This window comes from Methanosarcina mazei S-6 (assembly GCF_000970205.1).
Classification (GTDB): domain Archaea; phylum Halobacteriota; class Methanosarcinia; order Methanosarcinales; family Methanosarcinaceae; genus Methanosarcina; species Methanosarcina mazei.
This window is the reverse complement of record NZ_CP009512.1, coordinates 364,277-391,271: the sequence shown is the minus strand read 5'-3', so window position 1 is coordinate 391,271 and position 26,995 is coordinate 364,277. Positions and strand designations below refer to the sequence as shown.

Sequence of the window (26,995 nt, the reverse complement as noted above, 5' to 3'; positions counted from 1 at the left end):
GAATAAATTACCATACTAATTAACAACTGCCATATTATTTAACTTTCTAACTTCTGGCCTATGATCATTCCGGAGTTTTGAACTCCCTGACCTCGAGGGCTTTTGAATACTTATCTTTGTCCGGAAACTCTGAAAGCCCTGTTTCAATCTCTGCCCAGAGCTTGCGGACAATATTTGCAAACTTCATAGCCTCCGAATCCCTGGAGCGAGCAGCATACTCTATTACAGATTCTTCCATCAGCATTGCCTGTGTGGTCACATCAGAGTAGGGTAAACAGGCAAGGAGAGGAATTCCAGCGTCCCTGCAAAAATCCGCAATTTCAAGGCTTTTTTTCTTGTTAATATCATATCTGTTAATGCAGGCGACAGCTGGGATTTTGAAGTGTGTGGTGAGCTCTATTGCCCGTTTCAGGTCATGAATTCCGGAAACCGTTGGTTCGCTGAGCACAAGGACAAGATCAGTTCCGGTAATAGCAGCAATAACCGGACAGCCGGTACCTGGAGGGCCGTCAATTATAACGAGCTTGCAGCAATATTGGTCTGCAAGTTCTGCTGCCTTTTTTCTGACCATATTCACAAGTTTTCCACTCGCCTCCTCACCGATTCCCAGTTTTGCATGAGCCATGGGCCCGAAACGGGTCATGGAGGAAAATGCCTGCCCGGCAACTCTCGGCATCAAAGACACCGCATTTTCCGGGCAGGCGACAGTACAGACTGCACAACCTTCGCAGCTATACGGGTTTATCGTAAAATCTTCGTTAACCGCTCCGAACCTGCACATCTCAAGACAGATACCGCAACCAGTACATAGATCGGGATCAATGGAAGCAAGCTCGAGGCCCAGACAGTCTTCTCTTTTAATTACCTGAGGCTTAAGAATAAGAGGCAGATCAGATGCATCAACATCGCAGTCCGCAAGTACAGCATTTTCTGACAGAGAAGAGAAGGCAGCTGTAAGTGTGGTCTTTCCACAACCGCCTTTTCCGCTAATTATGGCCAGTTGCTTCATTGTACCCCCTTACTTTCATAGAGCCCTGTTTTTATAGTTTCAAACATATCTTTGAACTGTTTTTTCCATTCAGGCATCTCCTTAACAAAAGGAATGCCTTCCGAATAGAGCCTTGCAATTGTCCTGTCATTGGGAATACGGAGCAGAATAGGTATTCCTTCAGCCCTGCAAAAATCTTCCACTCTTGAATCTCCTAACCCGTCCCGGTTAAGGACGACTCCAACCGGTACATTAAGAGCCCTCGCAGCTTCCAGAGCAAGACAGAAATCATGGAAGCCAAAAGGTGTAGACTCTGTTACAAGCACACAATAGTCCGCAAATCCCATAACCGCAAGGACCGGACATGCAGTCCCCGGGGGGGAATCAATAATTGCAGGTCTGCTTTCATCGATATGATTCTGAAGAGACTTTATGACAGGTGTTGCCGTGGCTTTCCCTATTTTCAGAGTACCGCAGAAAAATGTAAGAGGAGAGTCGGAAAGTGCTTTTTGGATAATTCCAATGGTCTCGGGCTTTTCTTCTATAGCTCCTGCCGGACAGACAAAACTGCAGCCTCCACAGCCGTGGCAGAGGGAGGGAAATGAAAGAATCCTATTGGGAATAGCAGCCAGGGCATTATATCTGCAGAAATCGGAACAACCCCTGCAAAGTGTACATTTGTCAGGATTGATCTCAGGAACCAGGAAAACCACTTCTTCTACAGGCTCCATTTCAAATCCGAGGAACAGGTTGCAATTGGGCTCTTCCACGTCACAGTCAAAAAGCTGCACCTCTTCGAGAGCGAGTGCGAGGTTTACTGCAACCGTTGTTTTACCGGTACCACCTTTGCCACTTGCTATTGCAATTTTCATTGGATGTAACTTCCCTCTTTACATGTAGATTAAAAAACAGGCACTTCAGTGATGGTGCTCATGTTCCGCACAGGTATTTTCGGCACTGGCATTGTTGAACTGACCTGCTCTCCAGGCTTCTATTGTATCCTGAACCGTGCCTCCAGCACCCACAAAAACACTGATCCCACAAGACTCAAACATCTTAACAGCTTTGTATCCCAGCCCTCCACATAACATGATTTCAACTCCATTCTTACGCAGAAACTCAGGAGGCAGGTCCACTCCGCCCATATGCTCACTGGTATTGGGGATCACGGAAACTTCCCCGGTTTCAGTATCAAGGATTGTATAGGTGGGGGCTTTTCCGAAATGTTGCTCTACAGTTCCGTCCATGCCTTTGTTATCTTTAGTGGGTATACATACTTTCATTCAGGTCACCTTTTTATCAAGTTACATTGGATAAAGTATTATTACAAATTTCCATATTTTTAAGATTTATTCTGTTTAAGCTTTAAGTCAAACTTTATTTCATACCGCTATGACTGGAAGCGTTTGGACTCTTGAGAGGGGAAAGTTTTCCGGACTGATACTCTCGCAGAGAAGAGGAGACCGTGCCCCTGACTCCGGAGTAAATTTCAATGCCTGCTTCAGAAAGTACGGAAAAAGAGTTTGGCCCCAAGCTTCCGGTTAAGAGAACATCTGCCCCTGCGTCCACAACCGCCTCTGCTGCCTTAATTCCTGCGCCACCTGAGGCTTCAGAACCCGGGTTTTTAATTGAGCTTATTGATCCTGCATCCGGGTCGATCACCAGGAAATAGTTGCATCTTCCAAATTGAGGGTCCACTTCAGAATCAGGGTCCTTTCCACACGCACTTATGCAGATTTTCATATTTTACACTCCAGTTATAATCCGCTGACTCTCAAAATATGCATTTTTCTGTAAATTTAAAGTGAGTAAATGCATGTCAATCCTATCAGACTGGGGAAGTCAGAGAAATATAAAGTACAATTTCACTCATATGTGCGTAAATATTTATAATTTTCTATTTGAAAAGAGAAATTGTTATATATTTATTCCACAATGTGCATAAGTAATCTATGAAAAAATGCAGAGGAAGGCCAAAATGTCCAAGGCGCGTCGAGCAAACCCCTGACATCACATACTTCAAGCCCAGAGGGGTTCCACTATCAGGCCTTGAGGTGGTATCCCTTACAATAGAGGAACTTGAAGCTCTCAGGCTTGTAGATATCGAAGGCTTGAGGCAGGAAGACGCAGCCACAAGGGTAGGAGTATCGAGAAGAGCTTTCTGGGAAGATCTGAAAGCCGCCAGGATGAAAGTAGCTCTTGCTCTGAGCACCGGAAAAGCAATAGAAATTAAAGGCGGTAACTATATCAGGATCGAGACTGCTGATACCAATGAAGATGCTGACAAGATGCTGACTCGTGAAAAAGAGATATAAAAATCCGGAAAAATCTGGAAGTTGCGGAAATTTTATACAGGCGATAAAAATGACAGATAAGGTTCAACCACTGGAAAGCTTATCAAAAAAGCCCGAGGAACCGAAAATCGTAGTAAACCTCAGGCGCATCAAGCGTAAGATCATGGTAATGAGCGGGAAAGGCGGTGTAGGGAAAAGTACGGTTGCCGCAAACCTCGCTGTCGGGCTCGCTCTCCGCGGGCACAGGGTAGGTCTTCTTGACTGCGATATTCACGGTCCAACGGTCCCCACGATCTTCGGATTGGAGTCCGCAAGACCTGGAGTAAGCGAAGAAGGAATTCTCCCGATAGAGGTGCTCCCCAATCTCTCAGTGATGTCTATTGGTTTTCTGCTCGAAAACAAAGACTCGCCCATAATCTGGAGGGGGCCCGCCAAAATGGGAGCAATCAAGCAGTTCCTTGAAGAAGTATTCTGGGGAGCACTTGACTTTTTGATTATCGATCTGCCCCCTGGAACCGGAGACGAGCCTCTGAGTGTGGCACAGCTTATCCCCAACTGTGACGGTTCCGTACTTGTCACGACACCTCAGGACGTGGCTCTTATAAGTGTTCGGAAATCAATCACATTTTCGGAAAAACTGAATGTGCCCATAATAGGGCTTGTGGACAACATGCACGGGCTAATCTGCCCCCACTGCGGCAAGCCCATAGAAGTCTTCGGAAGCGGAGGCGTCGAGAAAGCCTCAAAAGACTTTAATATCCCCATCCTTGCCAGACTTCCCATAGAACCCGGAGTCGCGGAAATGGAAGACAGGGGCACGGTTGTTCAGGACCAGCTTAAACACGGCACGGAATGGCAGAAGAATTTTGATAATGTCGTAGACGCCGTTGAAAAAATACTTGAGAAAGAGTAAGTCAAACTTCTTTGTTTTCTCTTTTTTCCTTATTTTATTTTTATCAGTTCTCTATATATAAAACCCATGTCTGCAACGGGCCTCTAATATAGTTATTGATATCCTATTCTACCGCATAACTTAAATCGGGAAATTAATAAATGATTGTTATCATTGTTTACAGTTAATTATTTGTGTATGATAGATAATTCTATTGCAGAAAAAAGGCTTTCAGGACTATTAAAAGAAAATTATTAGTGTAACGAGAAAATCACTGATATTAAAAACCTGAAGAAATACCAAATGAACGAATCAATGTTGAGAACATGAATAGGCTAGTCATATTACTGATCCTGCTTGCAGCTGTACTCTTTACAGCAGGCTGTACTGAAGACGGGGACAACTCCACAGACGCTCAGCAAATCCAGGTAAGTGTTGTTGAAAACTTAACCGCTCTGGAACAGATTAACACATCCGTACAGGAAGGCCCGGTCCTTATCAAATTCGGAGCTGAATGGTGTGGGCCGTGCCAGCAGATGAAACCCATCCTGAGTGACCTGGCAGCAGAATACACCGGAAAAGCCACAGTCATGTCTGCAGACATAGATCAGAGCCGTAATCTTTCAGCTTATTTCGTAACGTCTTATATTCCGGATTCCTTTGTGGTTGTTGGTCTTGAAGACGGAGAGTATGTTTACATGCAGGATAACGGAAACGTCACTAAAGACAGATTCCAGGCAAGAGTTCTTGGGGTTATGGATAAACAGGTATACGAAGAACTCCTGGATAGAGCAATTCTTTACCATGAAAACGTAAATAAATAAAAAAGCAATACAGTGAAATCTGAGTTTTAAACTTCCTCGCCAGCTGAAAATTAAATCATCAGCTGAAAATAAAACATATTAAATGGTTAGGACTGAAAACAGATTTTCGGATGAAAAACGTATCTTTAATAGCAGGGGTTATTGAGAAACGTAAGCATACGAATATCTTTACATTTTTCTTAAATATGTGAGATATACTTGCCTCTTCGTAATTGATCAGTAACTCACTGGTGCAACCAGCAATCGTAGATGACTGAACAATAAAACGTCAAATCAGAACCATGTCTTATGAAGCTATTTCCCCCGTGGTTGCATTTGGCGCAGGAGTTCTCAGCATCCTGTCCCCATGCATCCTTCCCCTTCTTCCTGCAGTTCTTGCAAGTTCTACAGGAAAAGGAAAGTTAAGGCCCCTTGCCATAGTGCTTGGAGTAACCATATCTTTTACCGTTATGGGCATTGTGACCTCTGCCTTCGGAGCAGCTTTTCAGGCATACACAACCCAGTTAAAAATCCTGGCAGAAATCTTAATCATTGCAATGGGTATTGCAATGATTTTTGAAATCGGCCTGTTCAATGCTTTTGCAAAATTTCCCCTCCTTGCAGGAATGAATGACAAAGGTCCGGTCTCCGGCCTCCTCTTAGGGCTTTCTCTGGGAGTGCTCTGGATCCCCTGTGTGGGACCGATCCTTGCATCAATCCTGACAATGGTAGCTCTGGAAGGAAGCACTGTTAACGGTGCAATAACCCTTATGATTTACTCTGCAGGGTTTGCTGTGCCCATGCTCCTGCTCGCATACTCAGCTCAGTTTTCCACTTCAAAGATAAAACTTATATCAAAGTATGACGCAGCACTCAAGAAAGGGGCCGGAGTAGTGCTCATCCTTGTCGGGCTCTGGATGGTCTACCAGAATCACTTCTGGTGGCTATTTTAAATTTATTAGGTCAGTACTCAGTTTAAATTTCAATCCTGAGAAGAAAAAATAATAAGTCTAATTAATTTCTTCTCACATCCATTCTACAATCTCTACGAGAATAGGGATAGCTTCACGATTAGGGTTATAGGGAATGGTTTCACCAGATTTGGTATATAAACGAATGTTTACTGAAGTTTTACGACCTGGAATTTCCATCGTACTTATATTTGTGATTTGTTTATCCATAGTTACTTTAAATGTATATTCTTTTTCTCTGTTGAGCCGTACACTCAAAGGACGACGTTTTGTAAAATCGCGATGAGGTTCCAGATTATATGTTTCATTTACTATTGGTTTGCTATTATGATCAAATACTTCAACTGTTACTTCATGACTAATAATGTCATGATTATGAATTACGAAAAAAGGCGCTGCCGGTCCTCTAAACATAAAATGAATAGAGATAGAGAGAAGTAAAATAGTAATTAAAATAATGATACCTGAAATAACCAGTTTCTTAGCAGCATTACCCAATTGTTCACCCCAAAAAAGAGATGTGAAAAAGAATAGGCACATTACTATTTGTCCATTCTTGACTCCTGTAATAAAAGGGGTGCTACAGATATAAATTTATTCAAAAGAAAAAAAAGAGAAATAATATCATGCAGATGGCTACTAATAAGCCGATGACAGAACAAAAAACAGAGAAAAAAATAAAATTAAAAAAGAAAGCAGGGAGATTACTCCTCACTTTCTCTTGCGATTGCTACGAGCTCGTTTACGCAGGCAACAGCCATCGGAGTCCCTCCCCTGGTCCCGACACAGCTGATAGAAGGAATCGGGATTTTCAGGTTTCTAACCATTTCCCTTGATTCGGCTGCATTGACAAAACCGACAGGAAGACCGATAATAAGGGCAGGCCTTACACCTTTCTCAATAAGCTTGCAGACCATAATAAGGGCAGAAGGAGCATTTCCAATAGCTATAATGCTTCCATCGAGTTTTTCCCTTGCCGCCAGGAAACCTGCCGATGTCCTGGTTATCCCGTACTTGTTGGCGATTTTAGCGTCGGGGTCTTCGTCAAGCACGCAGATGATTTCGGATTTATGCCCGGCTTTTGTGATCCCGGATTTTACCATATTGATGTCCACAAAAATGGGGGCACCTTTTTTAATTGCCTCAACACCTGTAGGTATGGGGTCGTTATTGAAACGCATGATATCGGCGACAGAAAGGTCTCCTGTTGCAATAACACAGCGCTGCCGGAAGCGGTCTTCGGGAGTGGAGTTACCGACAATCTCACGGATCATTGTCCGGCTTTTCATGTAGATGGCTTTTGCCTCATCAGTCCTTGCCCCGGAGTCATTGCAGATCTTTACAAGTTCGGGGTCTACTTCCACTGTAAGCTCGGTAAATTCTTCGAGGTTTTCAAGGTTTCCTGCATTTTCATTGGCTTTTTGTTCAGTAGTCATATTTCTTATGATACCCCCTGGGAGTTATTATTATATCCTTTTTCGGAGACTTCCAGATCCTGGACTCTCCGTTGCCTATGAGAATAGCAGTGCTCATGTCCACCCAGTCCTCATAATTCATGACTTCCCCAAGGGTCGTCACGATCTGGTCTTCTTCCTCGCCTCTCATGGCGTTCTTTACAAGCCCTACAGGTACGGAATCGGCTTTGTACCTGCGAATAATTTCAATTGCCCTTGCAAAATTGGATTTTCTCTTGCGGCTCTTCGGGTTGTAAAGACCTATCACAAAGTCGGCATCCGCAGCCATATTAAGCCGCTTTTCAATTACTTCCCATGGAGTTAAGAGGTCGCTTAAACTGATCACCGCAAAATCCGTAACAACTGGTGCGCCCAGGAGGCTTGCCCCGGCAAGGACCGCTGTGACCCCTGGAAGGATTTCAATGTCCACATCAAGGTTCTCGTGTTCTGCTACCTCAAGCACTATTCCTGCCATGCCGTAGACATTGGTGTCCCCACCACTGATCATGACGACATTTGCGGTTTTTGCAAGTTCCACAGCTTTTCGTGCCCTTTCGACCTCTTTTCCCATATAACTGCGGATCACTTCCTGAGAGCCGAGAAGGCTTTCCATCTGGTCCAGGTAAGTGCTGTTTCCAAGAACATAATCGGCATTGAGGATTACATCCCGGGCTTTGAGGGTTAACTGTTCAACTGAGCCCGGTCCTATCCCTACTACATAGAGTTTTCCGGATGCCTTATCTTGCGATTGCGATTGTGACTCTGCCATAGACTTTCTTCCTGCAAATCAATTCGTGTTTTTCCGAGAGAGCCAGAGCAGCAGGCTCTGCAACCCCTTTTAATCCGAAGCGCGAAGCCTGGGAGGATGAAGGAGGGTTGTAGCTGTTCAGCACTTCATCCGGCAAAAAATTAACCGGAATGCCGAGAAATTCGCCTGCTTCCAGCAGACCTCGCTCATTTTCTTTAAGTTTTGCAGAGGCAAAAGCCGTAATCTCCTGGAGACTCAGACCACACTCATCAAGCGCCTGTTTTACGGCTTCAAGGACTTCTTCCCTTGTAATGCCCCTGCGGGTTCCGATACCGAGTATCATCAGTAATCTTTTGTCCACTGCTTTTCATGCAGTTTCATTATTTATTGACTTATAAACCTAATTTTAGCTATGAACCTTAATTTTAGCTGTTTCCGGCACTTTTATCCCTTTCAGCCTGCTTTTTTCTCACAAGCACGGAAACATCATCATCCACAACAACAATCCTGGGACCCTTAACCTCAAGGACCTCCACATTCTGGTCAAGGAGAGCACAGTTCACAGCTATTGTGGATTGTTTATTGAAGACTTCGCAGCCCAACCTGTCAGCTATGCCCTCCACCGAGGGTTTGCCGTGAACTTCAGTAGCTGTCGTAAGCACAGGGACTGCACCTAACTCCGCAATTTTTCGGGCGACCTCATTTGCCCCGTGATGCCCTCCAAGGAGAGGAATTGCGAAATTAAGGTTTGAGTCCACAACAACCACTGCAGGGTCTGACCACTTGTTATCGAGAAGAGGGGCAATATCCCTTACCACAATGCCTGTGGCAAAGACTGCAACGATTGCCCCGTAATTTTCAAAGGCTTTCCTGAAGATGCCCTTTTCGTAGAGAAGGAGGTCGGCTTCAAGATGCTCTGCTACCCTTGATGCAATTTCCCTGTTCCTTTCAAAGGTAATTACAGCGGTTCCTGGGCCACTCCGTATAGATAGGACCTCCTGTAGTTTTTAGGGTCGACAACTCCGCCGATTATAATCATTGCCGAGCGTGTAATTCCTGCATCTTTGACCTTATCTGCGATATCTTCCACAGTCCCTGCAATAACTTCTTCGTCTTCCCAGGATGCGTGGAAAACAACTGCAACGGGAGTATCTTTTGGGCAGCGGACTTTGTCCATTATTTCCCTGATCTTCTGGGTGCCTAGGAAAATTGCCATTGTGGTGTTATAAGCAGAAAGCTCGGGGATAAGGTCTTTTTCCAGAGTCTTTCCAGCAGGGCGGGTAATGATAAGGGTATCGGAAACGCCGTTAAGAGTAAGCTGGGTTCCGAGAGCTGCTGCACTTGCAAAAACCGAGGAGACACCTGCAACCCTTTCTACCTCAATATCGTATTTTCTCAGCTCTTCCATCTGTTCTATGACAGACCCGTAAAGAGAGGGGTCTCCGCTATGGAGCCTCACCACAAACTTCCCTGCATCCACCGCATCGGCGATTATTTTCGTGGTTTCGTCAAGGGTAAGCCCGTAGCTGTCCACAGTTTCCCCTTTAGTGTAATTAAGGACTTCAGGGTTTACCAGGGAGCCCGCATACATAACAAGGTCTGCTTTTTCGAGCATTTCACGTCCCAGAACGGTAATCAGTTTGGGGTTTCCAGGCCCTGCCCCTACAAAATATACTTTTCTTTCCATCTGACCATTCCCTTTGCTTTCCTGAGTATTTCAGAATTATAGTGAATTAATTTGATTATAGGAGGTTAATTTGCATATTGAGGTTTTCAATTGTCTACAGAAGTTCAATTATTACAGAAATTCAATTTATACAATACTCAAACCTCATTTTATCGCTAGAAATTTGTTTCATGCAGCTTTACTTCTTTCCGTAAATAATGCTGAAATAGTTCCCTTTTTCCGGAATATCTTCTTTTTTGCTGATAATCGTTTCATTGTCCGAAAAGAGCCTCTCTGCGAAAATAAACTCCCTGTACCCTTCGGTTTCAAGCTGTTCGATTATCTTTCTCGGCTGTGTGGCTTTAAGGTGGATCTTATACCCGATATCAGAGCCGTCACTGACCTCAAAGGAACTCTCAACAGCCACATCAGTCCTTGCAGCAAAAGATGTGATAGAACTTATTCCTGGCACTGTTGAGGTCTCAACATCCGGATAGTGCCTGTTCATAACTTTTTTCAGGTGAGTGAAAGTTGAGAAAAAGTTTGGATCACCTATAAGCCCGAAAGCCACTGTCCCTTTTCTTGCTTCGTCGGCAATACGGTCTGCATTTTCTTTCCAGAGAGTGTTCAGGACTTCGATATCCCTTATCATGGGGAACTCAAGGATTTCTGCATCCACATAAGGAGCTACAAGGTCTTTTGCCAGGCGGCCTGGAACATATACCTTATCGCTGTTTTTCAAAACGTTCACTGCTTTGAGGGTCAAAAGCTGGGGGTCTCCGGGACCAAGTCCTACTCCTATTAACATATTATCGCTCCATAAATTTACAGGTAAATATTAAGAGTAAATTAATGAACTTGATGGTGATTTAATCTGATGGTAATTAAAGAATGAATCTCAGGATTGCTTTTTTCCAACAACTATATAAACCGGGTTTTCGGGTTTGAACATTGTCTCTCCGGCAATCGGGAAGCTTCTTGAGACTGCAACATGAATGACCTCATCAAAAATATCCAGACTCTTCATAGCCTCAATCGTCCTGACAACGGTTTCGATGCGGACCGCGTTTACAACAATGCTCCGGGCTTTTTTCTCAACAAGCTTCGCAAGTATGGAACCAATGTTTTTCGTCCCTCCAACAAAAGCGCAGTCTATGGAATCAATAGTCTTTTCTGAACCAAGGATATCCGAAGCTTCGCCGGCTAGAATCCTGGCATTTTCAATCCCAAAATTCTTAAAATTTGTTTCCGTGGCGAGAAGAGCTTCTTTACGGGCATCGATTGCATAGATAGTCAGGTTCCGAGCAATTCGGGCTGCTTCAATAGAGACCGACCCGGTACCGCAGCCGACATCTGCAAACCGGTCCCCGTCTTTAAGTCCGAGTTTGGAAAGGGAAACTGCAATTATTTCCGGTTTAGTCGGACCGCCGCTAACACTTACTATTTCGGACATGTATTACCTCGGGAAAATTAAAGCAAATATATTAAATTAAATTAAATAGATGGTGATATTATTTTGAAAATATATTAATTGAACACAGCAATTAAAGCTGACAGAAGGTGATTATTAAAAGGCAAATCATATGCAGTCGCATAGTGAGAGACTTTTATAATATTAGATATTTAAGATCTGTCCGATTATAAATATAACTTGCTGTAGATATACCTTATTATCGGCAAGAAGGGCAACAAAGGAAAGTAAACTTTAATGAAACATAAAAAGGAGAGAGAATTGACAGATAAAAGATATTACATCACATGTAAGCCGAATCCTATAATAGTATCCTGAAAACATGAATAGAGCCCCTCTGAAAACCGGATGATTATTCATCAGAAAAAATTCTTAAAAGAAATCCGGAAAAATTAAAGGTTGAGAGTATGGAATTTACATTTATCCATATACCTTCAAAATGTTTTTATAATTATAAATTTAAGAAAAAGTATAGATATTTTAAAAGAAAGAGATTTTAAGCATAACAGCGTATATTAACGAAATTTCTATAAATACCGAAGTGCCTATTTAAGGAAGTTTAAAACGCCCCTGAAATGAAAAACAAGAGATAATTCTTAGAATAAATGTTTTTTAACAAGAAGATGACCGTCTTCGGTTTATACCTGATTTTCTGATCTTTATACATAACAGCATCTTTTTCGAAGCAAAAATCCAGCAGAGTAAGCCCACTCTCTCGACACAGGGCCATGCATCCTGAAAAAGATAGGAGACGAATATATGAAAATATATGAATCATATGAGGACCTCCCCAAGCTGAAGCTGCCCTATGGGAACGAGGTATTCATAAGTGACAGCACCATTCGCGACGGTTCGCAGATGCCGGGAATAGTCCTGAGCAGAGAACACAAGATTCAAATTTATGAATACCTCCACGAAATAGGGATCGAGAAACTTGAAGCCTTTGTATTCAACAAAAGAGACAGGGACGCTGTAGACCTGATGTTCGATAAGGGATACGAATTCCCCGAAATTACAGGATGGGCGAGGTCTTCAAGAGCAGACATAGATAAAATTCTGGAAGTTGACGGAATTGAAGAAACCGGGATTTTGATGTCGGTCTCGGATACGCACATTCATTCCAAGATGAGACTTTCAGGCAGGGAAGAGGCGGAAGAAAGATATCTCGATGCCCTTCAATACGCTGTTGACCACGGGCTGAAGACAAGGGCTCACCTTGAGGATATGACAAGAGCTGATAACTATGGCTTTGTTTTCCCCCTTGTAAAAAAGATAATGGAAATCGACCCTGACTGTATAATAAGAGTCTGCGATACCGTTGGGTACGGGATGCCGTTCATGAATATCGATGAGCCATACGGAATCCCGAAAATTATCCAGCACCTTAAAAAAGAAATTGGGGTCAAAAATATAGAAACCCACATCCATGACGATTACGGGTTCGGTTCCGCAAGTTCGATTGCAGGTTTCTGGCATGGAGCCAACTGGACAAGTGTGACTTTCCTTGGAATAGGAGAACGTGCAGGAAACAGCGAGATGGAAAAAATCCTTCTCTTCCTGGCTGACAGGGTTGAAGGTTTTGACAAATATAACCTTGAGCCTGTAACCCGTTTTGCGGAATTTATGGAAAAAGAGCTCGGACTCAGAGTCCCGAGAAATAAAGCTGTTGTCGGGAAAAATATCTTTGCCCATGAGTCAGGCATCCACGCCGCAGGCGTCCTGAAAAATCCATTTAACTATGAGCCCTACCCTCCTGAACTGGTCGGGGGCACAAGGCTTCTCCTCATAGGTGATTCATCGGGCCTCGAAGTAATACGCTATAAGGTTCAGGAAACCTTAAATAACCTCCTTGATGTCGAAACCGTAGTAGAAAAAGACGACAGGAGACTGCTTAAGATCCAGAAAGAGATCCAGAAGCTTTACGATAAAGAAGAGAGGGTTTCCTGTATCTCAGATGAAGAGCTCCTTGCTTACGTTGAAAAGTACTTCCTGTATCAGCCAATCTCTGATCCTGCACGAACAGGCAGAGGAAAACTCAAAAACAGAGGGAAAATTCAGGAACCTGTAGAAGAAAAAGAATGAAGTCACAAAAAAGGTAAAAAGAAATATCAGATTAAATGGTGTGAGGTTTTTCAGACCTGATATCAACCTTATTTAACCTTACACAAATTAATCTCTTATTATCAGTTTTACCACTTATTGTGCTCCGAGAATCCCCGGATTTTCGAATTATTGATTTTCAAATCTTTATTTCAGGATTTCTTCTGTGTATTTTGCGATCTCATCTGCCATCTGGCTGAGCTTTGCGCTTCCTCCGAGGTCATAAGTCACGTATTTGCCTTCGGAAATAACACGCTCAGTGGCTTTAAAGATCGCGTCGGATTTGTCCTTTTCTCCAAGGTAGTCCAGCATCCAGGCGCCCGCAAGAACGGTTGCAACAGGGTTTACCTTGTCAAGGCCTGCATACTTCGGGGCTGAGCCGTGAGCAGGTTCAAACATTGCAAAGTTGTCCCCGATATTTGCGGAATAGATAAGCCCGATACTGCCAACAAGGGCTGAGCATTCCTCACTGATCACGTCCATGAAGAGGTTGGTGGAAAGGAGGACTTTCTTGTTAAAGATCTGGGGGTTCTTGATAAGCTGCTGGGCAATATTATCAATATGGTAGGGCCAGACCTCGATATCCGGGAAGTCGTGAGCAACCTTTTCGACCTCTTCAAGGAATGAGCCGCAGGTCAATTTCAGGATGTTACTTTTGTGGATTGGCACAACTGTGTCGTAACCTCTCTTTTTTGCGTCTTCAAAAGCATAGCGGGCAATCTTGCTGGATGCCGTCCGGGTAATTTTCCTGATTGCAATGGATACATCGTCTGTGAGCTGGATTTCTTCTCCTATGTAGAGACCTTCTGTCCCTTCACGAACACAAACCATTTCGACATCTCCGAGAGGTGCACTTGAATTCGGGAAGGTTTTTATTGGCCTGACATTGGCATAAAGGTCGTACTTTCTCCTGATGGATACAGCCACACTTCTCGGGGAGCCGATTCCTCCGGGAGTGGTTGTAGGACCCTTGAAACATGCGTCAGAACTGTCAAGGATCTGCCAGGTCTCTTCAGGAATAAGGGAATTACCTCCATGCTCCTCCCACCAGCCGGCTCCTGCTTCACACATTACGAATTCGACATCAGTGCCAGAGGCTTCTGCAACTTTAAGCATTGCATCCACCAGTTCGGGGCCTACCCCGTCACCTTTGATTACTGCTGCGGTTTTGGTCATGTTATCACCAGATTTATAGGGTTCGTGTTAAAAGAACCGTAGCGATGAAAAGCTAAAAAAGGGGGAACTTTTCTAAGAATTTAATAAGTATAATTGAATCTTGCGGCGTACTCAATGTAAGGCTCATATTTCAACTTTTGGGTAATAATATAGACACCAATACTTCCAGGAAATAGATATGGGATTCCTTGAAGTAAATATGGGATTGCAGAATATAACCCTTCCTTAGTACTCTAATAGAATTGGTTTCAATGGTATAGATAATCTTGAAGAAAGTTTTTAGAAAATATTCGAGGAAACAAGCATGCCTGCAAAAATTCCGATTACCGACAACCATATGCATATAGACCCGAGAGCAAGGGGGCTTGAAGCCGTAAAAGAGTTCAAGAACTCAGGCGGGACGCATATAATCCTGGTCACCAAACCAAGCTGGTCCCTTGGAATTGCGGTTAAAAAACCTGAAGATTACCTTGCTGTATTTGACGAAACAGTGGAAATAGCATCGAAAATCCGGGAGATTGGAGTTGGAGCTTTCCCGGTCTTAGGAGTTCATCCTGCTGAGATCTCAAAGATTACGGAATATATGGACCTATCAGAAGCAGTAGAAACCATGAAAAAGGGGCTTGAGCTTGCTGCAGGATATGTGGAAAGAGGCCTTGCAGTGGGAATAAAGTCCGGACGCCCGCACTATCCCGTACCCTCAGATGTCTGGGAAGCTTCAAACGAAATTATGGAACATGCCTTTTCTCTCGGAAAAGAACAGGACTGCGCAGTCCAGCTCCATACCGAAAGCGTGCAGGAACCCGAACTTAAGGACATAGCCGAAAGGGCAAGAAAAACAGGAATTAAGATGTACAGGGTAGTCAAGCATTACTCTCCCCCTCTTGTAAAAACCTGCGAGGAACTGGGGATTTTTCCGGGAGTAATATCGGTTAAAGGGGCGATTGAAAAGGCAATTGAAGAGGGGACTCGCTTTATGATGGAAACAGATTATATTGATGACCCTGACAGGCCGGGTGCGGTACTTGGACCGAAGACAATCCCTAAAAGAACCATAAAGCTGATGGAAACATATGGAGAAGAGCCCTTCTGGACGATCCATAAAGAAAATCCGGAAAAAGTCTATGATATAGAGATTGAACTCTGAAATTTTACCCATGAAGTGAACTGCAAGAAAGCTCAAATTAAGAATTAAACACAGAAAAAATAAGAATTAAACACAGAACAAACGAAAGAGTGAAAAACTGGTGGCTATCTGAGCCAGCCCGCCTGGCTGATTTTTTAAGCACGCATTTAAAGGATTAAAAGGACCTGTATGATTCAAAACCAAAAGAGAATCTCTCAGGATGTAAATATTTCCATCATTAGTTTCCGGATTTTCATATGTTTCCGGAAGGAAAAACCTGCCGGAAACTATGCTGGTGGAACAAAACCTCAATATAAAACTTTACAGTTAAAACTCATGGATCATTTGGCCTTGTTACTTGAGCTTTGTTACTTGCGCTTTATTTTCACTATATCACCAAGGGTGGTGTCTTTCTTCATATGAGAGACTTCCTGCCCCGCATCATCCAAGCGTTCGGTAAGTTTAATGTTAAGGGCATGTTCCAGTTTTTTTCTAACAGAATCTTCGGGTACTATTTCGCTGCGTTCTATTTTTTTGATCAGAGATGCTTTTTCCTTGATGTTTTCAGCCAGGTCCTCCTGAGACCAGCCTCGGGCTTCTCTAGCTTCCCGGATAATGTGATCGTAATCGTCCAGAAGCTCGTCTTTTAGAATATCGAAGAAATCCTTTTTTGGCCTCTTTTCAGTTCGTGGTACCGTACGAACTACCGGAGAGACTTTCCTTGATACGGGAGACCGCTTATCAACGGGCTTACCGTACGGTGCACATTTCTGGCAGACCTGGAGTTCGCTGTTATCGATTGTAACGGATATAGGCTTTCCGCGGATCTCTGCACCACATATTTCGCACTGCATATTGATCACTTCGAAAACGCTATATACGGTATGAACTTAAATAATATTCGGAGCTCCATGACGGAAAGTACCAAGAGTAAGGATGAAAGCATGCGCAGTCACCTTGTGAAGCCCGGATCTGTGTATGACGGAATCGAGCCTGGAGAGCTGGGGGAAACAACTGAAAGCGTCCAGGACCGAGTGAGGCAACTTGAAAGCCGCAACAGTTTTCTGGAAGAGCAGTGCAGCCAGATAGAGTCCGAAAAACGCTATTTAGAGAACCAAAAGATCAAATATGAGAGGGAGATACGAAAGCTGCAGTCCGAGCTAGATCGGATGAAAACCTCTCCTCTGATCATTGGTACGGTTATTGACGTGATCAAGAATGATCGTATTATAGTCCGTAGCAGTAACGGGCCTCAGTTCCTGGTAAACGTCTCACAATATATTGACGAGAAAAAGCTGCTGCCAGGGGCAAAAGTTGCCTTGAACCAGCATACACTTGCCATTGCAGAGGTTATCCCTTCCACGGAAGAGCCTTTTGTAGCTGCAATGGAGGTTATCGAAAGTGTTGAAGTTGATTACGATCAGATAGGTGGTCTCGACGAGCAGATTCAGGAACTTCAGGAAGCAGTAGAACTTCCGTTAACTTCGCCTGAACGCTTTGCCCGGATAGGAATTGAGCCCCCAAAAGGAGTATTACTTTACGGGCTTCCGGGAACGGGCAAAACCTTGCTTGCAAAAGCCGTAGCCCACAGGACCAATGCTACATTTATCAGAGTTGTTGGTTCTGAACTGGTGCAGAAGTACATAGGGGACGGGTCCAAGCTGGTCAGGGAAATCTTCGAGATGGCACGGAAAAAAGCTCCCAGTATCATTTTTATCGATGAACTGGATTCGATAGCTGCAAGGCGTTTAAACGAGACAACTGGCGCAGATAGAGAGGTTCAGAGAACTTTGATGCAGCTTCTTGCAGAAATGGATGGTTTTGACAAGAGGAAAAACATCAGGATTATTGCAGCAACAAACAGACCGGACGTCCTTGACCCTGCAATTCTCAGGCCAGGCCGTTTTGATAGGCTTGTCCATGTTCCCATGCCCGGTATCGAAGCCAGGGGAAAAATCCTTAAAATCCATTGCGAAAAGATGACTCTTGCAGAAGACATCGATTTCAAAAAGCTTGCAAAAGCTACCGAAGGAATGAGCGGGGCAGACCTGAAAGCTATAGCTACCGAAGCAGGCATGTTCGCGGTCAGAAGAGATAAGGAACTGGTTGAGATGGAAGAGTTCCTCGAAGCAGTGGAAAAGGTGTCCATGGCTGCGGATACGCAGAAGATGATGCCTTCCAACCTTCCGGAAACCATGTTCGTGTAAAAATCCGGCTAATGAAAAAAAGCCTTTTAAAGGCACCTATTTTCCGGAAAACTCCAGTTTCCCTTTGATTTTTGCTTAAAGCGGCTTCACGGGAAACCGGCAAACTATTTTTAGAATTCAGACATACAGGTAGCTGTGGATTCAGATTTTCATGTAAAACCCGAAATCCGAATTCTGGGCATAGATGATTCTGCACTTCTTAATGAAAAGGTAATGATAGTTGGGACTGTTTTTAGGGGAGGGGACTGGATAGATGGAGTCCTGCGCTCTGAGATTACCAGAGACGGGCTTGACGCTACAGAGGTGATGGTCACAATGATAAAAAACAGCAGGCATCACAACCAGCTCAGGGTTATCATGCTTGATGGGATTACTTATGGAGGCTTTAACGTTGTCGATATAGAGGAACTCTACAGAGAAACAGGGCTTCCGGTTATTGTGATAATGCGTTCCTGTCCAGATTTTGAAAAAATCCGATCTGCTCTGAAGCATTTCTCGGACGGAGAGGAACGCTGGAAAATAATAAAAAAAGCCGGAAAAATAGAAAAACTGATTACTGGAAGGAATGGGACTCCTATTTATATTCAGAAAGCCGGGATAGGGGCAAAAAACGTAGAAAAGATCATCCGTCTCACTTCAATAAGAAGCAGCATTCCTGAGCCTCTCAGAGTCGCCCATCTGATTGCAACCGGCATAACTCTGGGAGAATCCAGAGGAAAGGCGTAACTGAAAATATAACTGGTTTTACCGGATTCAAAAAGAAAATTCTGGCAAAGAGTATTAGAAAAAAGGAGAAAAACTGACATGGGGCGGCTGTGAATAAGCTCGGCTGGGAGTAAAATTAAGAACAACATGGAAAAAATCAGAAAAAAAGGGAAAGATAAAAATACAGGAACCAGCCTCAAAAAAATATAAAAAATAAAAAAATATACATTTGAGACAAAGAAATTAAAGAAGATGTTAAAGAAGATATTAAAGAAGATATTAAAGAAGGTTATGTGAATAAAGAGAATTTTGAAGAAAATTTTGAAGAAAAAGAAATACCAGACAATTTCAGGACTGAAAAATCCAGCTTCAGACCTGAAGATAGGACAACATTAATAAAATTATTAAACATATATAGTATAATTTCAAAAACTAGAAAAGGAAAACTATTAAATTGGAAACTGTATATGTGATGGTTAAAATAATTTTTTCCGTGTTGTAACATACTTATAGTTAATACAATTCATCAAATGATCACCCCAGCAGAATGGAGGAAAACAGTAGCATGAGATCCATTGTGGAAGAAGCCCTTGCTCGATCTGCCCTGGAAGGACGTGGTGGGCAGGGAAATAACTCAAATTCGGATTACTCTGATGAAAACATAGAAGTGGACGCTGAACTTGAAGAAATACTGAGAAGCCTCAAAACAACTATCAAAGTGGTAGGTTGCGGAGGCGGCGGTTCAAACAGTATACAGAGAATGATGGGCGAAGGTATCCAGGGAGCAGACCTTGTTGCCATAAACACTGACGCTCAGCACCTTCTTCATATACGCTCCGGCAAAAAGATTCTCATCGGGAAAAAGAAAACCCGAGGGCTTGGAGCCGGCAGTCTCCCCCAGATCGGAGAAGATGCAGCAATCGAGAGTATTGATGAGATTAACAAGATCGTCCAGGGCTCGGATATGGTTTTTATCACCGCGGGTCTTGGAGGAGGAACAGGGACAGGATCTGCACCAATAGTTGCTGAGGCAGCCAGAGATTCAGGCGCCCTTACTATTGCAGTTGTGACTCTTCCGTTTAGCGTGGAAGGGCATGTCAGGAGGACAAATGCCGAAGCAGGCCTCGAGCGCCTGAGAGACGTAGCCGATACGGTAATAGTTGTCCCAAACGATAAGCTGATTGAAGTAGTCCCGAAGCTTCCTCTGCAGGCTGCCTTTAAGGTCTCTGACGAAGTCCTTATGAGAGCTGTAAAAGGTATAACCGAACTTATCACAAAGCCCGGGCTTGTTAACCTTGACTTTGCAGATATAAGGACTGTAATGCAGAACGGAGGCGTTGCTATGATAGGACTTGGAGAATCTGACGGTGAAAACAAAGCTGTCGAATCAGTCCAGAAAGCACTGCGCAGCCCGCTCCTTGATGTGGACATATCCGGTGCAACCTCTGCCCTCGTTAACGTGGTTGGAGGTCCTGACATGACCATTTCTGAAGCAGAATCTGTGGTACAGGAAGTCTACAGCCGCATAGACAGCAATGCTCGCCTTATCTGGGGTGCCCAGGTTGATCCGGATCTCGAAAAGACAGTACGTACAATGATAGTGGTTACAGGAGTTACCTCCGCTCAGATATATGGGCACGGAAACGATAAGGACATCACATATAAGTACGGAATTGACTTCGTAGAGTGATCAGAGAGATGAAAAAGTAAAAATGGATAAAAACGTTCGGTTGGAGAAAAATACTGTTTTCCTCCTCTTAAGCTAAAAAGAAGGAACGTAGAAATATAAATCCAATCGAAAACTATTTTTATGGTAAATGCAGTATGATGCCGATACAATTCGGCACCAAAAAAAGAAAATTTTTGCTGACACGATTAGGGGTTTTATATGAAAAATAATCCTGCGTCTAAAATTTGAGATGTATAATAGATCGTGCCAGTGATATCTTCATATAATAGGAATCAATAATATAATCCGCCCGTTCTTCCTGAAAAGTAAAATCCGAATTCTGCGAGATAAAAAGCATATTCGGGTATATACCATAAAGAAGAAGAACTGTGCGCGAAATTCCAGATAAAATTAAATATGTACATAAAACCTGGATGTGAATTAATTGGTAGAATCCGCCTTAGAACCGAATATAACTACAAAAAGCGTTGGTCAGGCAATTCGGGCACACCTGAGGGTCCTGAAACTTACTAAAAAACCGTCCAGGGAAGAGTTCTTGACCATTGCCAAAGTTGCAGGTGCCGGGATTCTGGCTGTGGGCGCAGTTGGATTTATAATATATGTACTGCTGACAATGTTGCCCCAGTGGGTGGCCAAATGAGTGAGGATTCCCAGATATTTGTAATCAAAACCACAGCAAACCAGGAAAGGTCTGTTGCAATGACACTTGCCAGGGTTGCAAAAAAGGAAAAGCTGGATATAAGGGCAATTCTGGCTCCTGACGAGCTTAAAGGATATGTCCTTGTAGAGGCTCCAAAATCAGGAATTGTTGAACTGGCAATCCAGACAATCCCGCATGCAAGAGCCCTTGTTAAGGGGAGTTCTTCAATCTCGGAAATCGAACATTTCCTCAAGCCAAAACCAGTGGTTACCGGAATCAAAGAAGGGGCTATAATTGAGGTTACCTCCGGACCCTTTAAGGGAGAGAAAGCCCGTGTTAAAAGGGTTGATGAAGGGCACGAGGAAATTACTGTTGAACTCTTCGATGCTGTGGTCCCGATCCCGATTACGATTCGTGGCGACACCGTAAGAATACTCAAAAAAGAGAACGAATAAGCCCGGATCAGTAGGGAATACTGAAAATTCAAGCTTATTAATAAATAAAAATCACCAGCACTCAGAGTGGATTGAAACAGATCTACAAAATTCATACTTATAAAAACCGGTGAGACTCAGATGACAAGTATTGTTGAAGCACTTGTCCCCGGAGGAAAAGCGAATCCCGGACCACCATTAGGTCCGGCACTTGGTCCGCTCGGGGTTAACATAAAAGAAGTGGTCGAAAAGATCAACGAAAAAACAAGGGACTACAATGGAATGCAGGTCCCTGTGAAAGTAATTGTTGACGACAAGAAAAACGTCGAAATCGAGGTAGGTACCCCACCGACTGCATCCCTGGTCATGAAAGAGCTTGGGATCCAGAAAGGGTCTGGAAATGCAGGAAGTGAGGTTGTTGGAAACCTGACAATCCCTCAGGTTGCAAAGATCGCCCGTATGAAAAAGGAAGACGTACTTTCTTACGACCTCAAAGCTACAATGAAAGAGGTCATGGGCACCTGTGTCCCTATGGGCGTGAATGTAGAGGGAATGAAGGCAAAGGACTGCCAGAAAGCACTCGATGAAGGCAAATTTGACGATTTGCTTGCAAACGAGGCGTGGTAAGCCTTTTATCTCCTCCCACCTTTTAAATCCGGGATCTGGCTGTACACCAATAGTTTTAAATTGGATACCACTAATAGCACAAGAGCCTTGAACAGTTTTCGATTAGAATAACTAAGAGGATGTTATTGGTGGCTTACTGTTGAGAGTAACAGGACCCGGAAAGGGGAGCCCCCTACGACCACCGTAGTAAGCCGGAAAGGCTGTCTGGACATGAAGTTCAAACACTACGGGGAGGAACAAGATGGTAGAAAGAACTATACTGGAAGCTGTCAAGAAAGTAATTGAGGAATCGCCAAAGCGTAATTTCTCGGAAAGCGTGGATCTGGCGATTAACTTAAAGAACCTTGACATGAACCAACCAAAGAACAGAGTCGATGAAGAAGTAATTCTTCCGCACGGGCTCGGAAAAGAGCTGAAGATCGGCGTTTTTGCAAAGGGTGACGTTGGCCTGAGAGCAAAGGCTGCCGGTGCTGCGTATGTTATTTCTGACGTTGAGCTCGAAGAGCTGGCTGCTGACAAAAATAAAGCCAGAGTTCTTGCAAACGAATGCGACCTTTTTATTGCAGAAACTCAGTTCATGCCGATTATCGGTAAGAACCTTGGTATTGTTCTGGGACCCAGAGGCAAGATGCCTATCCCGCTCATGCCGAACAAGGACATCGGTGAACTGATTCAGAGCAAGCAAAACGCAGTCAAGCTCAGGTCAAAAGACAGACTTACCTTCCACGTGGCTGTCGGCAGAAGGAACATGAACCCTGACGACCTTTCCGAAAACATAGAGACTATTATGTCCAGGCTTGAGCGTGTCCTCGATAAGGGCAAGCACAACCTGAGATCGGTCTATGTCACGACAACCATGGGAAAATCAGAGAGGGTGGTGTAAATGGCAGAAGAAAGGCATCACACCGAGCACATCCCGCAGTGGAAAAAGGATGAAATTGAAAATATTAAGGAGCTCATCCAGTCTCACAAAGTTTTCGGGATGGTTCGGATCGAAGGCATCCTCGCAACCAAGATCCAGAAGATCCGCCGGGACCTTAAGGACGTTGCGGTGCTCAAAGTCTCCAGGAACACCCTCACAGAGCGTGCTTTAAACCAGCTTGGGGAATCTATTCCCGAAATGACCAGGTATCTGGACAATCAGACCGCTCTGATATTTACCAATGAAAGTCCCTTCAAGCTTTACAAACTGCTTGAGCAGACAAAGACTCCTTCTCCGATTAAAGCAGGCGCAATAGCTCCAGAGGACATAATTGTCCAGAAGGGGCCCACCAGTTTTCCGCCCGGTCCGATTCTGGGTGAACTCCAGAGTGCAGGAATTCCCGCTTCAATCGATGCCGGAAAGGTGGCAGTAAAGGAAACAAAGGTTGTCTGTAAAGCAGGCGAGGCAGTCCCTCAGAAACTCGCTACCATGCTTTCAAAGCTGGAAATATACCCGCTTATCGTCGGGCTTGACCTTAGAGCCGCCTACGATGACGGGACAATTTACGAGCCTGAACTCCTTGCAGTTGATGAAAGCAAGTACTTCTCTGACATTATCAGGGCAGCTCAGAACGCTTTCAACCTCTCGGTCAACACAGCATACCCGACAGGCGCAACAATCGGCACCCTGCTGGCAAAAGCCTATGCAGAATCAAAGAGCCTTGGTGTCAATGCTGTTATCCTTGAACCTGGAGTCATGGACTCCTTGCTGGCAAAAGCCCATGTTCAGATGACATCCGTTGCATCCGAAGCCGCAGAAAAGGACGCAAATGCCGTGGACGACGACCTGAGAGAAGTTCTTGGGGCAGCCGCAAGCGCAGCCGCAGCAGCCACAGTAGCAGCTCCTGCCGCAGAAGAAGAAAAGAAGGAAGAAGAACCTGAAGAGGAAGAAGAGGACCATGCCGAAGAAGATGGAATGGCCGGACTCGGTGCCCTTTTCGGATAAACAGATTTACATTTACGCTAATACAAAGTTAGGTGATTAACGATGGAATACATATATGCAGCTCTCTTATTGCACAACGCTGGTAAAGCAATTACCGAAGAAGCAATCACTGCCGTTCTTCAGGCAGCTGGTATCGAAGTGAACGAAGCCAGGGCAAAGGCCCTTGTCGCAGCCCTTGAAGGCGTGGACATCGAAGAAGCTATCGCAAAGGCAGCATTTGCAGCCCCTGCAGCAGCAGCCGCACCCGCAGCAGCCGCACCCGCAGCAGCAGAAGCTCCTGCCGAAGAGCCTGAAGAGGAAGAAGAAGACCATGCCGAAGAAGACGGGATGGCCGGACTCGGTGCCCTTTTCGGATAATTTCAATATCTCAGCTCGCCTCAGGGCGGGCTCTCTTTTTTTTGGACTGCAAAACTTTGCAATAATTGTTACATACTAAAAATAATTATTAAATCTGCACGGACTTATTTCTCAATTTTATATCTCTGATTAACATTATAATTCAACCCTGGTTCTAAAGTTAACTGATGGAACTCACACCATAAGTCTCCACAGATTCCCTACACATCTTCAAAATCATATTTACCTATTTATAGAATAAGATAGAGAGTATGAAGCAGTCAATACGACAAGCAAAAATTTGTCGTGTTGATCGAAAAGGATGAAGATGGAATCTACATAGGAACTGTTCCCGAACTGAAAGGGTGCTATAGCTATGGAGATATTAATGACCCCCTTTTCCATTTTTACCCGAATTTCTTTTTAGAAAAACAAAACGCGATTGTTATGTCCCGATTTGATCCCATCCTTGCTTCAAGAGCACTCTGGCAAATAAGAATCAAAAAACGCCCTTTTGTCCTCTCTCACGGCGTAAATGCTAATTGTAATATGCGCTGCAAGTTCTGTGAATACTGGAGGAAAGAACCCGGAAAAGAACCGTCCAGAGACGAGGTCTTCAGGCTGCTCAATGATGCAAAAAAATTTGGAATCGGAGTTTACAATGCCTGGACCACGGAACCTCTCCTCAGAAAGGACCTGCCCCTCATAATGGCTCGCGCAAAGGAACTCGGGATGGTTACTTCCATGGTCACGAACGGGAAGCTTCTTTACGAAAGAGTGGAAGAGCTTGAGAATGTGGACTACCTTTCGGTTTCAGTAGACGGGACAGAAAGCTATAAAGAAATCAGGAAAATGGATTTCGGAACCCTTCTGAAAGGCTTGAAAAAAGCTATTGAGGTAAGAAAACTCCAGAAGCAGAAAAACCCGATCCTGATGAACTGCGTGCTCACAGGAAAGAACCTTGATGATATTGAAACCCTTATTTTGCTTGCAGAAAAACTGGGTGTGAAAATTTCTTTTGAACCAGTACATGAGTTCCCCGGAATCAGCCGGGAAATATGGGAAGAAATAGGAATCAGGGATAAGGAAAAGTTCCGCAGCACCGTTAACCTCATAATCGAGATGAAAGAAAAGGGCTACCCCATAATCAATTCCAAGACCTACCTGGGGATGGTCAGGGACGAAAAAAAGGATTACAAATGCAGAGCAAGTGGCATTATTATTAACGTTACGCATGACGGAACTGCCGAGACCTGCCGTGTGCATCAGGAACCTCTTGGAAACGTTATGAAAGACGGTTTTGAAAAGGTATGGAAGAACTCTGCGCAGCGCAGGGAAGAGATCGTAGAAAACTGTAAAGGCTGCCTCTTTTTTGGATATACGGAAAACAGTTTAATGCAGAGTTTCAATCCTGAAGTTTTAATGCATTACGAATGGATGTGATGCCCGAGTTCCGCTTCGGCACCCGAGTTCCGCTTCGGCACCCGAGTTCCGCTTCGGCACCCGAGTTCCGCTTCGGGAGCACGGTGTCCTTTTCGGTCGCTTCGCTCCCTCAAGAGGACTTAAAACCGATGTGTGGATAAGTAAGGAACGAAAAACAGGGCAACCGGAATATCGTATCAAACGTGTCTGGTCACGTTTGCGAAGCAAATGGCTTTTCCAAGTGTAGAACTCAGAAATTGACACTTAAGAAGTACATTGAACCACTAGCATGAGAATATATGTAGAGAAATCAAAAGTGTTTCATTGCCAGAAAAAACGTAACTATTTTTTAAAGTAGAGGCATTTACATTTCAAGCTCGGCGACTTCGCACGCTTCAAGCCTTCGAGCTTCATCTTTTGGAATCCAACTGTACTTCAATTATTAACTTGAGTGGTAAAGCGGGAAAGTAGGAAGTGGTTACAATTCCCTCAGAAGACGGAAGCCAGGGTTGCTGCCGCGGATACCTGGGTCTCCCCCGTTGCTGAGACCTGGATCACCCCTGATGCGGCTCGCCGACTTGCAGTTTCTAGCACTGAAATGACAACTTCACCCTACGTTTGAAGGGAGGAGTTGAAATACACTGGAATTATTTATGGACGTAAACGTGTATAATCCGAATCATTCATTACAGGCTGGGACTGTTGGCAAGGGGTTTGGATTTGTGATATACCTGGAATAATTCAGTAGAGGACAGTTATTGCTTGTCCTCTTGCGATTACTAAACTATAATCGAGTCCAGGCTATAATCGGGTTGTTAATTTAGCGATATAAATACGGACTTGAGGGGTACCTGACATGGAAATCATAAAAGTTACAGGAAGTAAAAAAGAATATATAGATCTGCTATTGCTGGCGGACGAGCAGGAAGACATGGTAGATAAATATCTCGAGCGTGGCGAAATGTTTGTTCTGAATGACAATGGGGTAAAAGCTGAATGCGTGGTTACAAAAGAATCAAACGGTATTTACGAACTAAAAAACATCGCGGTTCAGCCTGATTGTCAGCGAAAAGGCTATGGAAAAGCTCTGATAAAGTTTCTGTTCTCCTTCTATCCAGATTTCAGAACTATTCTTGTCGGAACAGGAAACAGCCCTGTAACTCTAAATTTTTATAAGAGTTGTGGTTTTACGGAGTCGCATCGTATCAGGAATTTTTTACTGACAATTATGACCATCCAATATATAAAAATGGGAAACAGCTTGTTGACATGATTTATCTAAAAAGAGAACTGTAAATACTAATTGCTTAGCCTGCAC

At 44.0% G+C, this 26,995-nt stretch carries 32 protein-coding genes; 18 read left to right on the top strand and 14 right to left on the bottom strand.

Translation table 11 applies throughout. The features are described from left to right. Nucleotides 1-64: 64 nt before the first annotated feature. The 4 genes from MSMAS_RS01660 to MSMAS_RS01645 form a co-directional block, all read right to left on the bottom strand. Nucleotides 65-1,009: an ATP-binding protein gene (locus MSMAS_RS01660; RefSeq protein WP_011032934.1), complete on the bottom strand. Its 945-nt coding sequence runs from the start codon at nucleotides 1,007-1,009 to the stop codon at nucleotides 65-67. Continuing rightward, nucleotides 1,006-1,860, bottom strand: a complete 855-nt coding sequence (locus MSMAS_RS01655) for an ATP-binding protein (protein ID WP_011032935.1) — start codon at nucleotides 1,858-1,860, stop codon at nucleotides 1,006-1,008. The genes MSMAS_RS01660 and MSMAS_RS01655 overlap by 4 nt, the downstream gene beginning before the upstream one ends. Nucleotides 1,861-1,905: 45 nt before the next feature. Continuing rightward, nucleotides 1,906-2,271 (bottom strand): NifB/NifX family molybdenum-iron cluster-binding protein, encoded by a 366-nt coding sequence (locus MSMAS_RS01650; RefSeq protein WP_011032936.1) that lies wholly within the window; start codon nucleotides 2,269-2,271, stop codon nucleotides 1,906-1,908. Between the two features lie 94 nt (nucleotides 2,272-2,365). Next, complete coding sequence (locus MSMAS_RS01645; RefSeq protein ID WP_011032937.1) at nucleotides 2,366-2,731, bottom strand: NifB/NifX family molybdenum-iron cluster-binding protein; 366 nt, start codon at nucleotides 2,729-2,731, stop codon at nucleotides 2,366-2,368. Nucleotides 2,732-2,940: 209 nt separating this feature from the next. Between MSMAS_RS01645 and MSMAS_RS01640 the strand changes: the two genes are divergently transcribed. The 4 genes from MSMAS_RS01640 to MSMAS_RS01625 all read left to right on the top strand — a co-directional run bounded on the left by MSMAS_RS01640 (nucleotide 2,941) and on the right by MSMAS_RS01625 (nucleotide 5,930). Beyond that, a complete protein-coding gene (locus MSMAS_RS01640; RefSeq protein ID WP_011032938.1) occupies nucleotides 2,941-3,303 on the top strand; it encodes a DUF134 domain-containing protein in 363 nt (120 codons plus the stop codon). A 49-nt stretch (nucleotides 3,304-3,352) separates the two neighbouring features. Then, nucleotides 3,353-4,195: an Mrp/NBP35 family ATP-binding protein gene (locus tag MSMAS_RS01635; RefSeq protein ID WP_175413354.1), complete on the top strand. Its 843-nt coding sequence runs from the start codon at nucleotides 3,353-3,355 to the stop codon at nucleotides 4,193-4,195. Between the two features lie 305 nt (nucleotides 4,196-4,500). Next, nucleotides 4,501-4,998 carry a thioredoxin family protein gene (locus tag MSMAS_RS01630; protein ID WP_011032940.1) on the top strand — a complete coding sequence of 166 codons (498 nt, stop codon included), beginning with the start codon at nucleotides 4,501-4,503 and terminating at the stop codon, nucleotides 4,996-4,998. A gap of 281 nt (nucleotides 4,999-5,279) precedes the next feature. Then, entirely contained in the window at nucleotides 5,280-5,930 is a 651-nt protein-coding gene (locus MSMAS_RS01625; protein ID WP_011032941.1) for a cytochrome c biogenesis CcdA family protein, read from the top strand. Nucleotides 5,931-6,002: 72 nt separating this feature from the next. On the opposite strand, the gene MSMAS_RS01620 is transcribed toward MSMAS_RS01625, so the two are convergent. The 8 genes from MSMAS_RS01620 to cbiT all read right to left on the bottom strand — a co-directional run bounded on the left by MSMAS_RS01620 (nucleotide 6,003) and on the right by cbiT (nucleotide 11,269). Then, entirely contained in the window at nucleotides 6,003-6,446 is a 444-nt protein-coding gene (locus MSMAS_RS01620) for a hypothetical protein (protein WP_011032942.1), read from the bottom strand. Between the two features lie 206 nt (nucleotides 6,447-6,652). After that, complete coding sequence (locus MSMAS_RS01615; protein ID WP_011032943.1) at nucleotides 6,653-7,384, bottom strand: precorrin-8X methylmutase; 732 nt, start codon at nucleotides 7,382-7,384, stop codon at nucleotides 6,653-6,655. Further along, nucleotides 7,374-8,171 (bottom strand): precorrin-3B C(17)-methyltransferase, encoded by a 798-nt coding sequence (gene cobJ, locus MSMAS_RS01610; RefSeq protein ID WP_011032944.1) that lies wholly within the window; start codon nucleotides 8,169-8,171, stop codon nucleotides 7,374-7,376. The genes MSMAS_RS01615 and cobJ overlap by 11 nt, the downstream gene beginning before the upstream one ends. Continuing rightward, nucleotides 8,140-8,511 carry a cobalamin biosynthesis protein gene (locus MSMAS_RS01605; protein WP_011032945.1) on the bottom strand — a complete coding sequence of 124 codons (372 nt, stop codon included), beginning with the start codon at nucleotides 8,509-8,511 and terminating at the stop codon, nucleotides 8,140-8,142. The genes cobJ and MSMAS_RS01605 overlap by 32 nt, the downstream gene beginning before the upstream one ends. Nucleotides 8,512-8,575: 64 nt before the next feature. Then, nucleotides 8,576-9,028 (bottom strand): cobalamin biosynthesis protein CbiG, encoded by a 453-nt coding sequence (locus tag MSMAS_RS01600; RefSeq protein ID WP_268988867.1) that lies wholly within the window; start codon nucleotides 9,026-9,028, stop codon nucleotides 8,576-8,578. Between the two features lie 80 nt (nucleotides 9,029-9,108). After that, nucleotides 9,109-9,837, bottom strand: a complete 729-nt coding sequence (locus tag MSMAS_RS01595) for a cobalt-precorrin-4/precorrin-4 C(11)-methyltransferase (RefSeq protein ID WP_011032947.1) — start codon at nucleotides 9,835-9,837, stop codon at nucleotides 9,109-9,111. 178 nt (nucleotides 9,838-10,015) lie between these two features. Beyond that, nucleotides 10,016-10,624, bottom strand: coding sequence for a cobalt-factor II C(20)-methyltransferase (locus MSMAS_RS01590; RefSeq protein WP_011032948.1), 609 nt, complete (start codon nucleotides 10,622-10,624; stop codon nucleotides 10,016-10,018). A 90-nt stretch (nucleotides 10,625-10,714) separates the two neighbouring features. After that, nucleotides 10,715-11,269 (bottom strand): precorrin-6Y C5,15-methyltransferase (decarboxylating) subunit CbiT, encoded by a 555-nt coding sequence (cbiT, locus tag MSMAS_RS01585; protein WP_011032949.1) that lies wholly within the window; start codon nucleotides 11,267-11,269, stop codon nucleotides 10,715-10,717. 777 nt (nucleotides 11,270-12,046) lie between these two features. Here cbiT and MSMAS_RS01580 point away from each other — a divergent pair. Then, nucleotides 12,047-13,369, top strand: coding sequence for a homocitrate synthase/isopropylmalate synthase family protein (locus MSMAS_RS01580; protein WP_011032951.1), 1,323 nt, complete (start codon nucleotides 12,047-12,049; stop codon nucleotides 13,367-13,369). Nucleotides 13,370-13,534: 165 nt separating this feature from the next. On the opposite strand, the gene MSMAS_RS01575 is transcribed toward MSMAS_RS01580, so the two are convergent. Beyond that, nucleotides 13,535-14,563: an isocitrate/isopropylmalate dehydrogenase family protein gene (locus MSMAS_RS01575; RefSeq protein WP_011032952.1), complete on the bottom strand. Its 1,029-nt coding sequence runs from the start codon at nucleotides 14,561-14,563 to the stop codon at nucleotides 13,535-13,537. Between the two features lie 304 nt (nucleotides 14,564-14,867). Between MSMAS_RS01575 and MSMAS_RS01570 the strand changes: the two genes are divergently transcribed. Next, nucleotides 14,868-15,710: a TatD family hydrolase gene (locus MSMAS_RS01570; protein ID WP_011032953.1), complete on the top strand. Its 843-nt coding sequence runs from the start codon at nucleotides 14,868-14,870 to the stop codon at nucleotides 15,708-15,710. 347 nt (nucleotides 15,711-16,057) lie between these two features. On the opposite strand, the gene MSMAS_RS01565 is transcribed toward MSMAS_RS01570, so the two are convergent. Continuing rightward, on the bottom strand, nucleotides 16,058-16,543 hold the full coding sequence (locus tag MSMAS_RS01565; protein ID WP_011032954.1) for a multiprotein bridging factor aMBF1: 486 nt from the start codon (nucleotides 16,541-16,543) through the stop codon (nucleotides 16,058-16,060). A gap of 57 nt (nucleotides 16,544-16,600) precedes the next feature. Here MSMAS_RS01565 and MSMAS_RS01560 point away from each other — a divergent pair, with 57 nt between their 5' ends. The 12 genes from MSMAS_RS01560 to MSMAS_RS01505 all read left to right on the top strand — a co-directional run bounded on the left by MSMAS_RS01560 (nucleotide 16,601) and on the right by MSMAS_RS01505 (nucleotide 26,950). Then, nucleotides 16,601-17,896: a proteasome-activating nucleotidase gene (locus tag MSMAS_RS01560; protein ID WP_015411502.1), complete on the top strand. Its 1,296-nt coding sequence runs from the start codon at nucleotides 16,601-16,603 to the stop codon at nucleotides 17,894-17,896. Nucleotides 17,897-18,031: 135 nt separating this feature from the next. Beyond that, the gene (locus MSMAS_RS01555) at nucleotides 18,032-18,622 is read left to right on the top strand and encodes an endonuclease dU (protein WP_011032956.1); all 591 of its coding nucleotides are present in this window, start codon (nucleotides 18,032-18,034) and stop codon (nucleotides 18,620-18,622) included. Nucleotides 18,623-18,894: 272 nt separating this feature from the next. Continuing rightward, nucleotides 18,895-19,074 carry a hypothetical protein gene (locus tag MSMAS_RS01550; protein WP_048038150.1) on the top strand — a complete coding sequence of 60 codons (180 nt, stop codon included), beginning with the start codon at nucleotides 18,895-18,897 and terminating at the stop codon, nucleotides 19,072-19,074. A gap of 92 nt (nucleotides 19,075-19,166) precedes the next feature. Beyond that, nucleotides 19,167-20,291, top strand: a complete 1,125-nt coding sequence (ftsZ, locus tag MSMAS_RS01545; RefSeq protein ID WP_011032957.1) for a cell division protein FtsZ — start codon at nucleotides 19,167-19,169, stop codon at nucleotides 20,289-20,291. A gap of 424 nt (nucleotides 20,292-20,715) precedes the next feature. Then, nucleotides 20,716-20,931 carry a protein translocase SEC61 complex subunit gamma gene (locus tag MSMAS_RS01540; RefSeq protein WP_011032958.1) on the top strand — a complete coding sequence of 72 codons (216 nt, stop codon included), beginning with the start codon at nucleotides 20,716-20,718 and terminating at the stop codon, nucleotides 20,929-20,931. Next, nucleotides 20,928-21,386, top strand: a complete 459-nt coding sequence (locus MSMAS_RS01535; protein ID WP_015411503.1) for a transcription elongation factor Spt5 — start codon at nucleotides 20,928-20,930, stop codon at nucleotides 21,384-21,386. Before MSMAS_RS01540 ends, MSMAS_RS01535 begins: the two co-directional genes overlap by 4 nt. Nucleotides 21,387-21,506: 120 nt before the next feature. Beyond that, nucleotides 21,507-21,992: a 50S ribosomal protein L11 gene (locus tag MSMAS_RS01530; RefSeq protein WP_011032960.1), complete on the top strand. Its 486-nt coding sequence runs from the start codon at nucleotides 21,507-21,509 to the stop codon at nucleotides 21,990-21,992. A gap of 241 nt (nucleotides 21,993-22,233) precedes the next feature. Then, complete coding sequence (locus MSMAS_RS01525) at nucleotides 22,234-22,875, top strand: 50S ribosomal protein L1 (RefSeq protein ID WP_011032961.1); 642 nt, start codon at nucleotides 22,234-22,236, stop codon at nucleotides 22,873-22,875. Beyond that, nucleotides 22,876-23,919, top strand: a complete 1,044-nt coding sequence (locus tag MSMAS_RS01520; RefSeq protein ID WP_011032962.1) for a 50S ribosomal protein L10 — start codon at nucleotides 22,876-22,878, stop codon at nucleotides 23,917-23,919. Between the two features lie 42 nt (nucleotides 23,920-23,961). After that, nucleotides 23,962-24,276, top strand: a complete 315-nt coding sequence (gene rpl12p / locus MSMAS_RS01515; protein WP_011032963.1) for a 50S ribosomal protein P1 — start codon at nucleotides 23,962-23,964, stop codon at nucleotides 24,274-24,276. Nucleotides 24,277-24,564: 288 nt separating this feature from the next. Next, the gene (locus MSMAS_RS01510; protein ID WP_011032964.1) at nucleotides 24,565-25,698 is read left to right on the top strand and encodes a radical SAM protein; all 1,134 of its coding nucleotides are present in this window, start codon (nucleotides 24,565-24,567) and stop codon (nucleotides 25,696-25,698) included. An 835-nt stretch (nucleotides 25,699-26,533) separates the two neighbouring features. Then, on the top strand, nucleotides 26,534-26,950 hold the full coding sequence (locus MSMAS_RS01505) for a GNAT family N-acetyltransferase (RefSeq protein WP_011032965.1): 417 nt from the start codon (nucleotides 26,534-26,536) through the stop codon (nucleotides 26,948-26,950). Nucleotides 26,951-26,995: the final 45 nt, after the last annotated feature.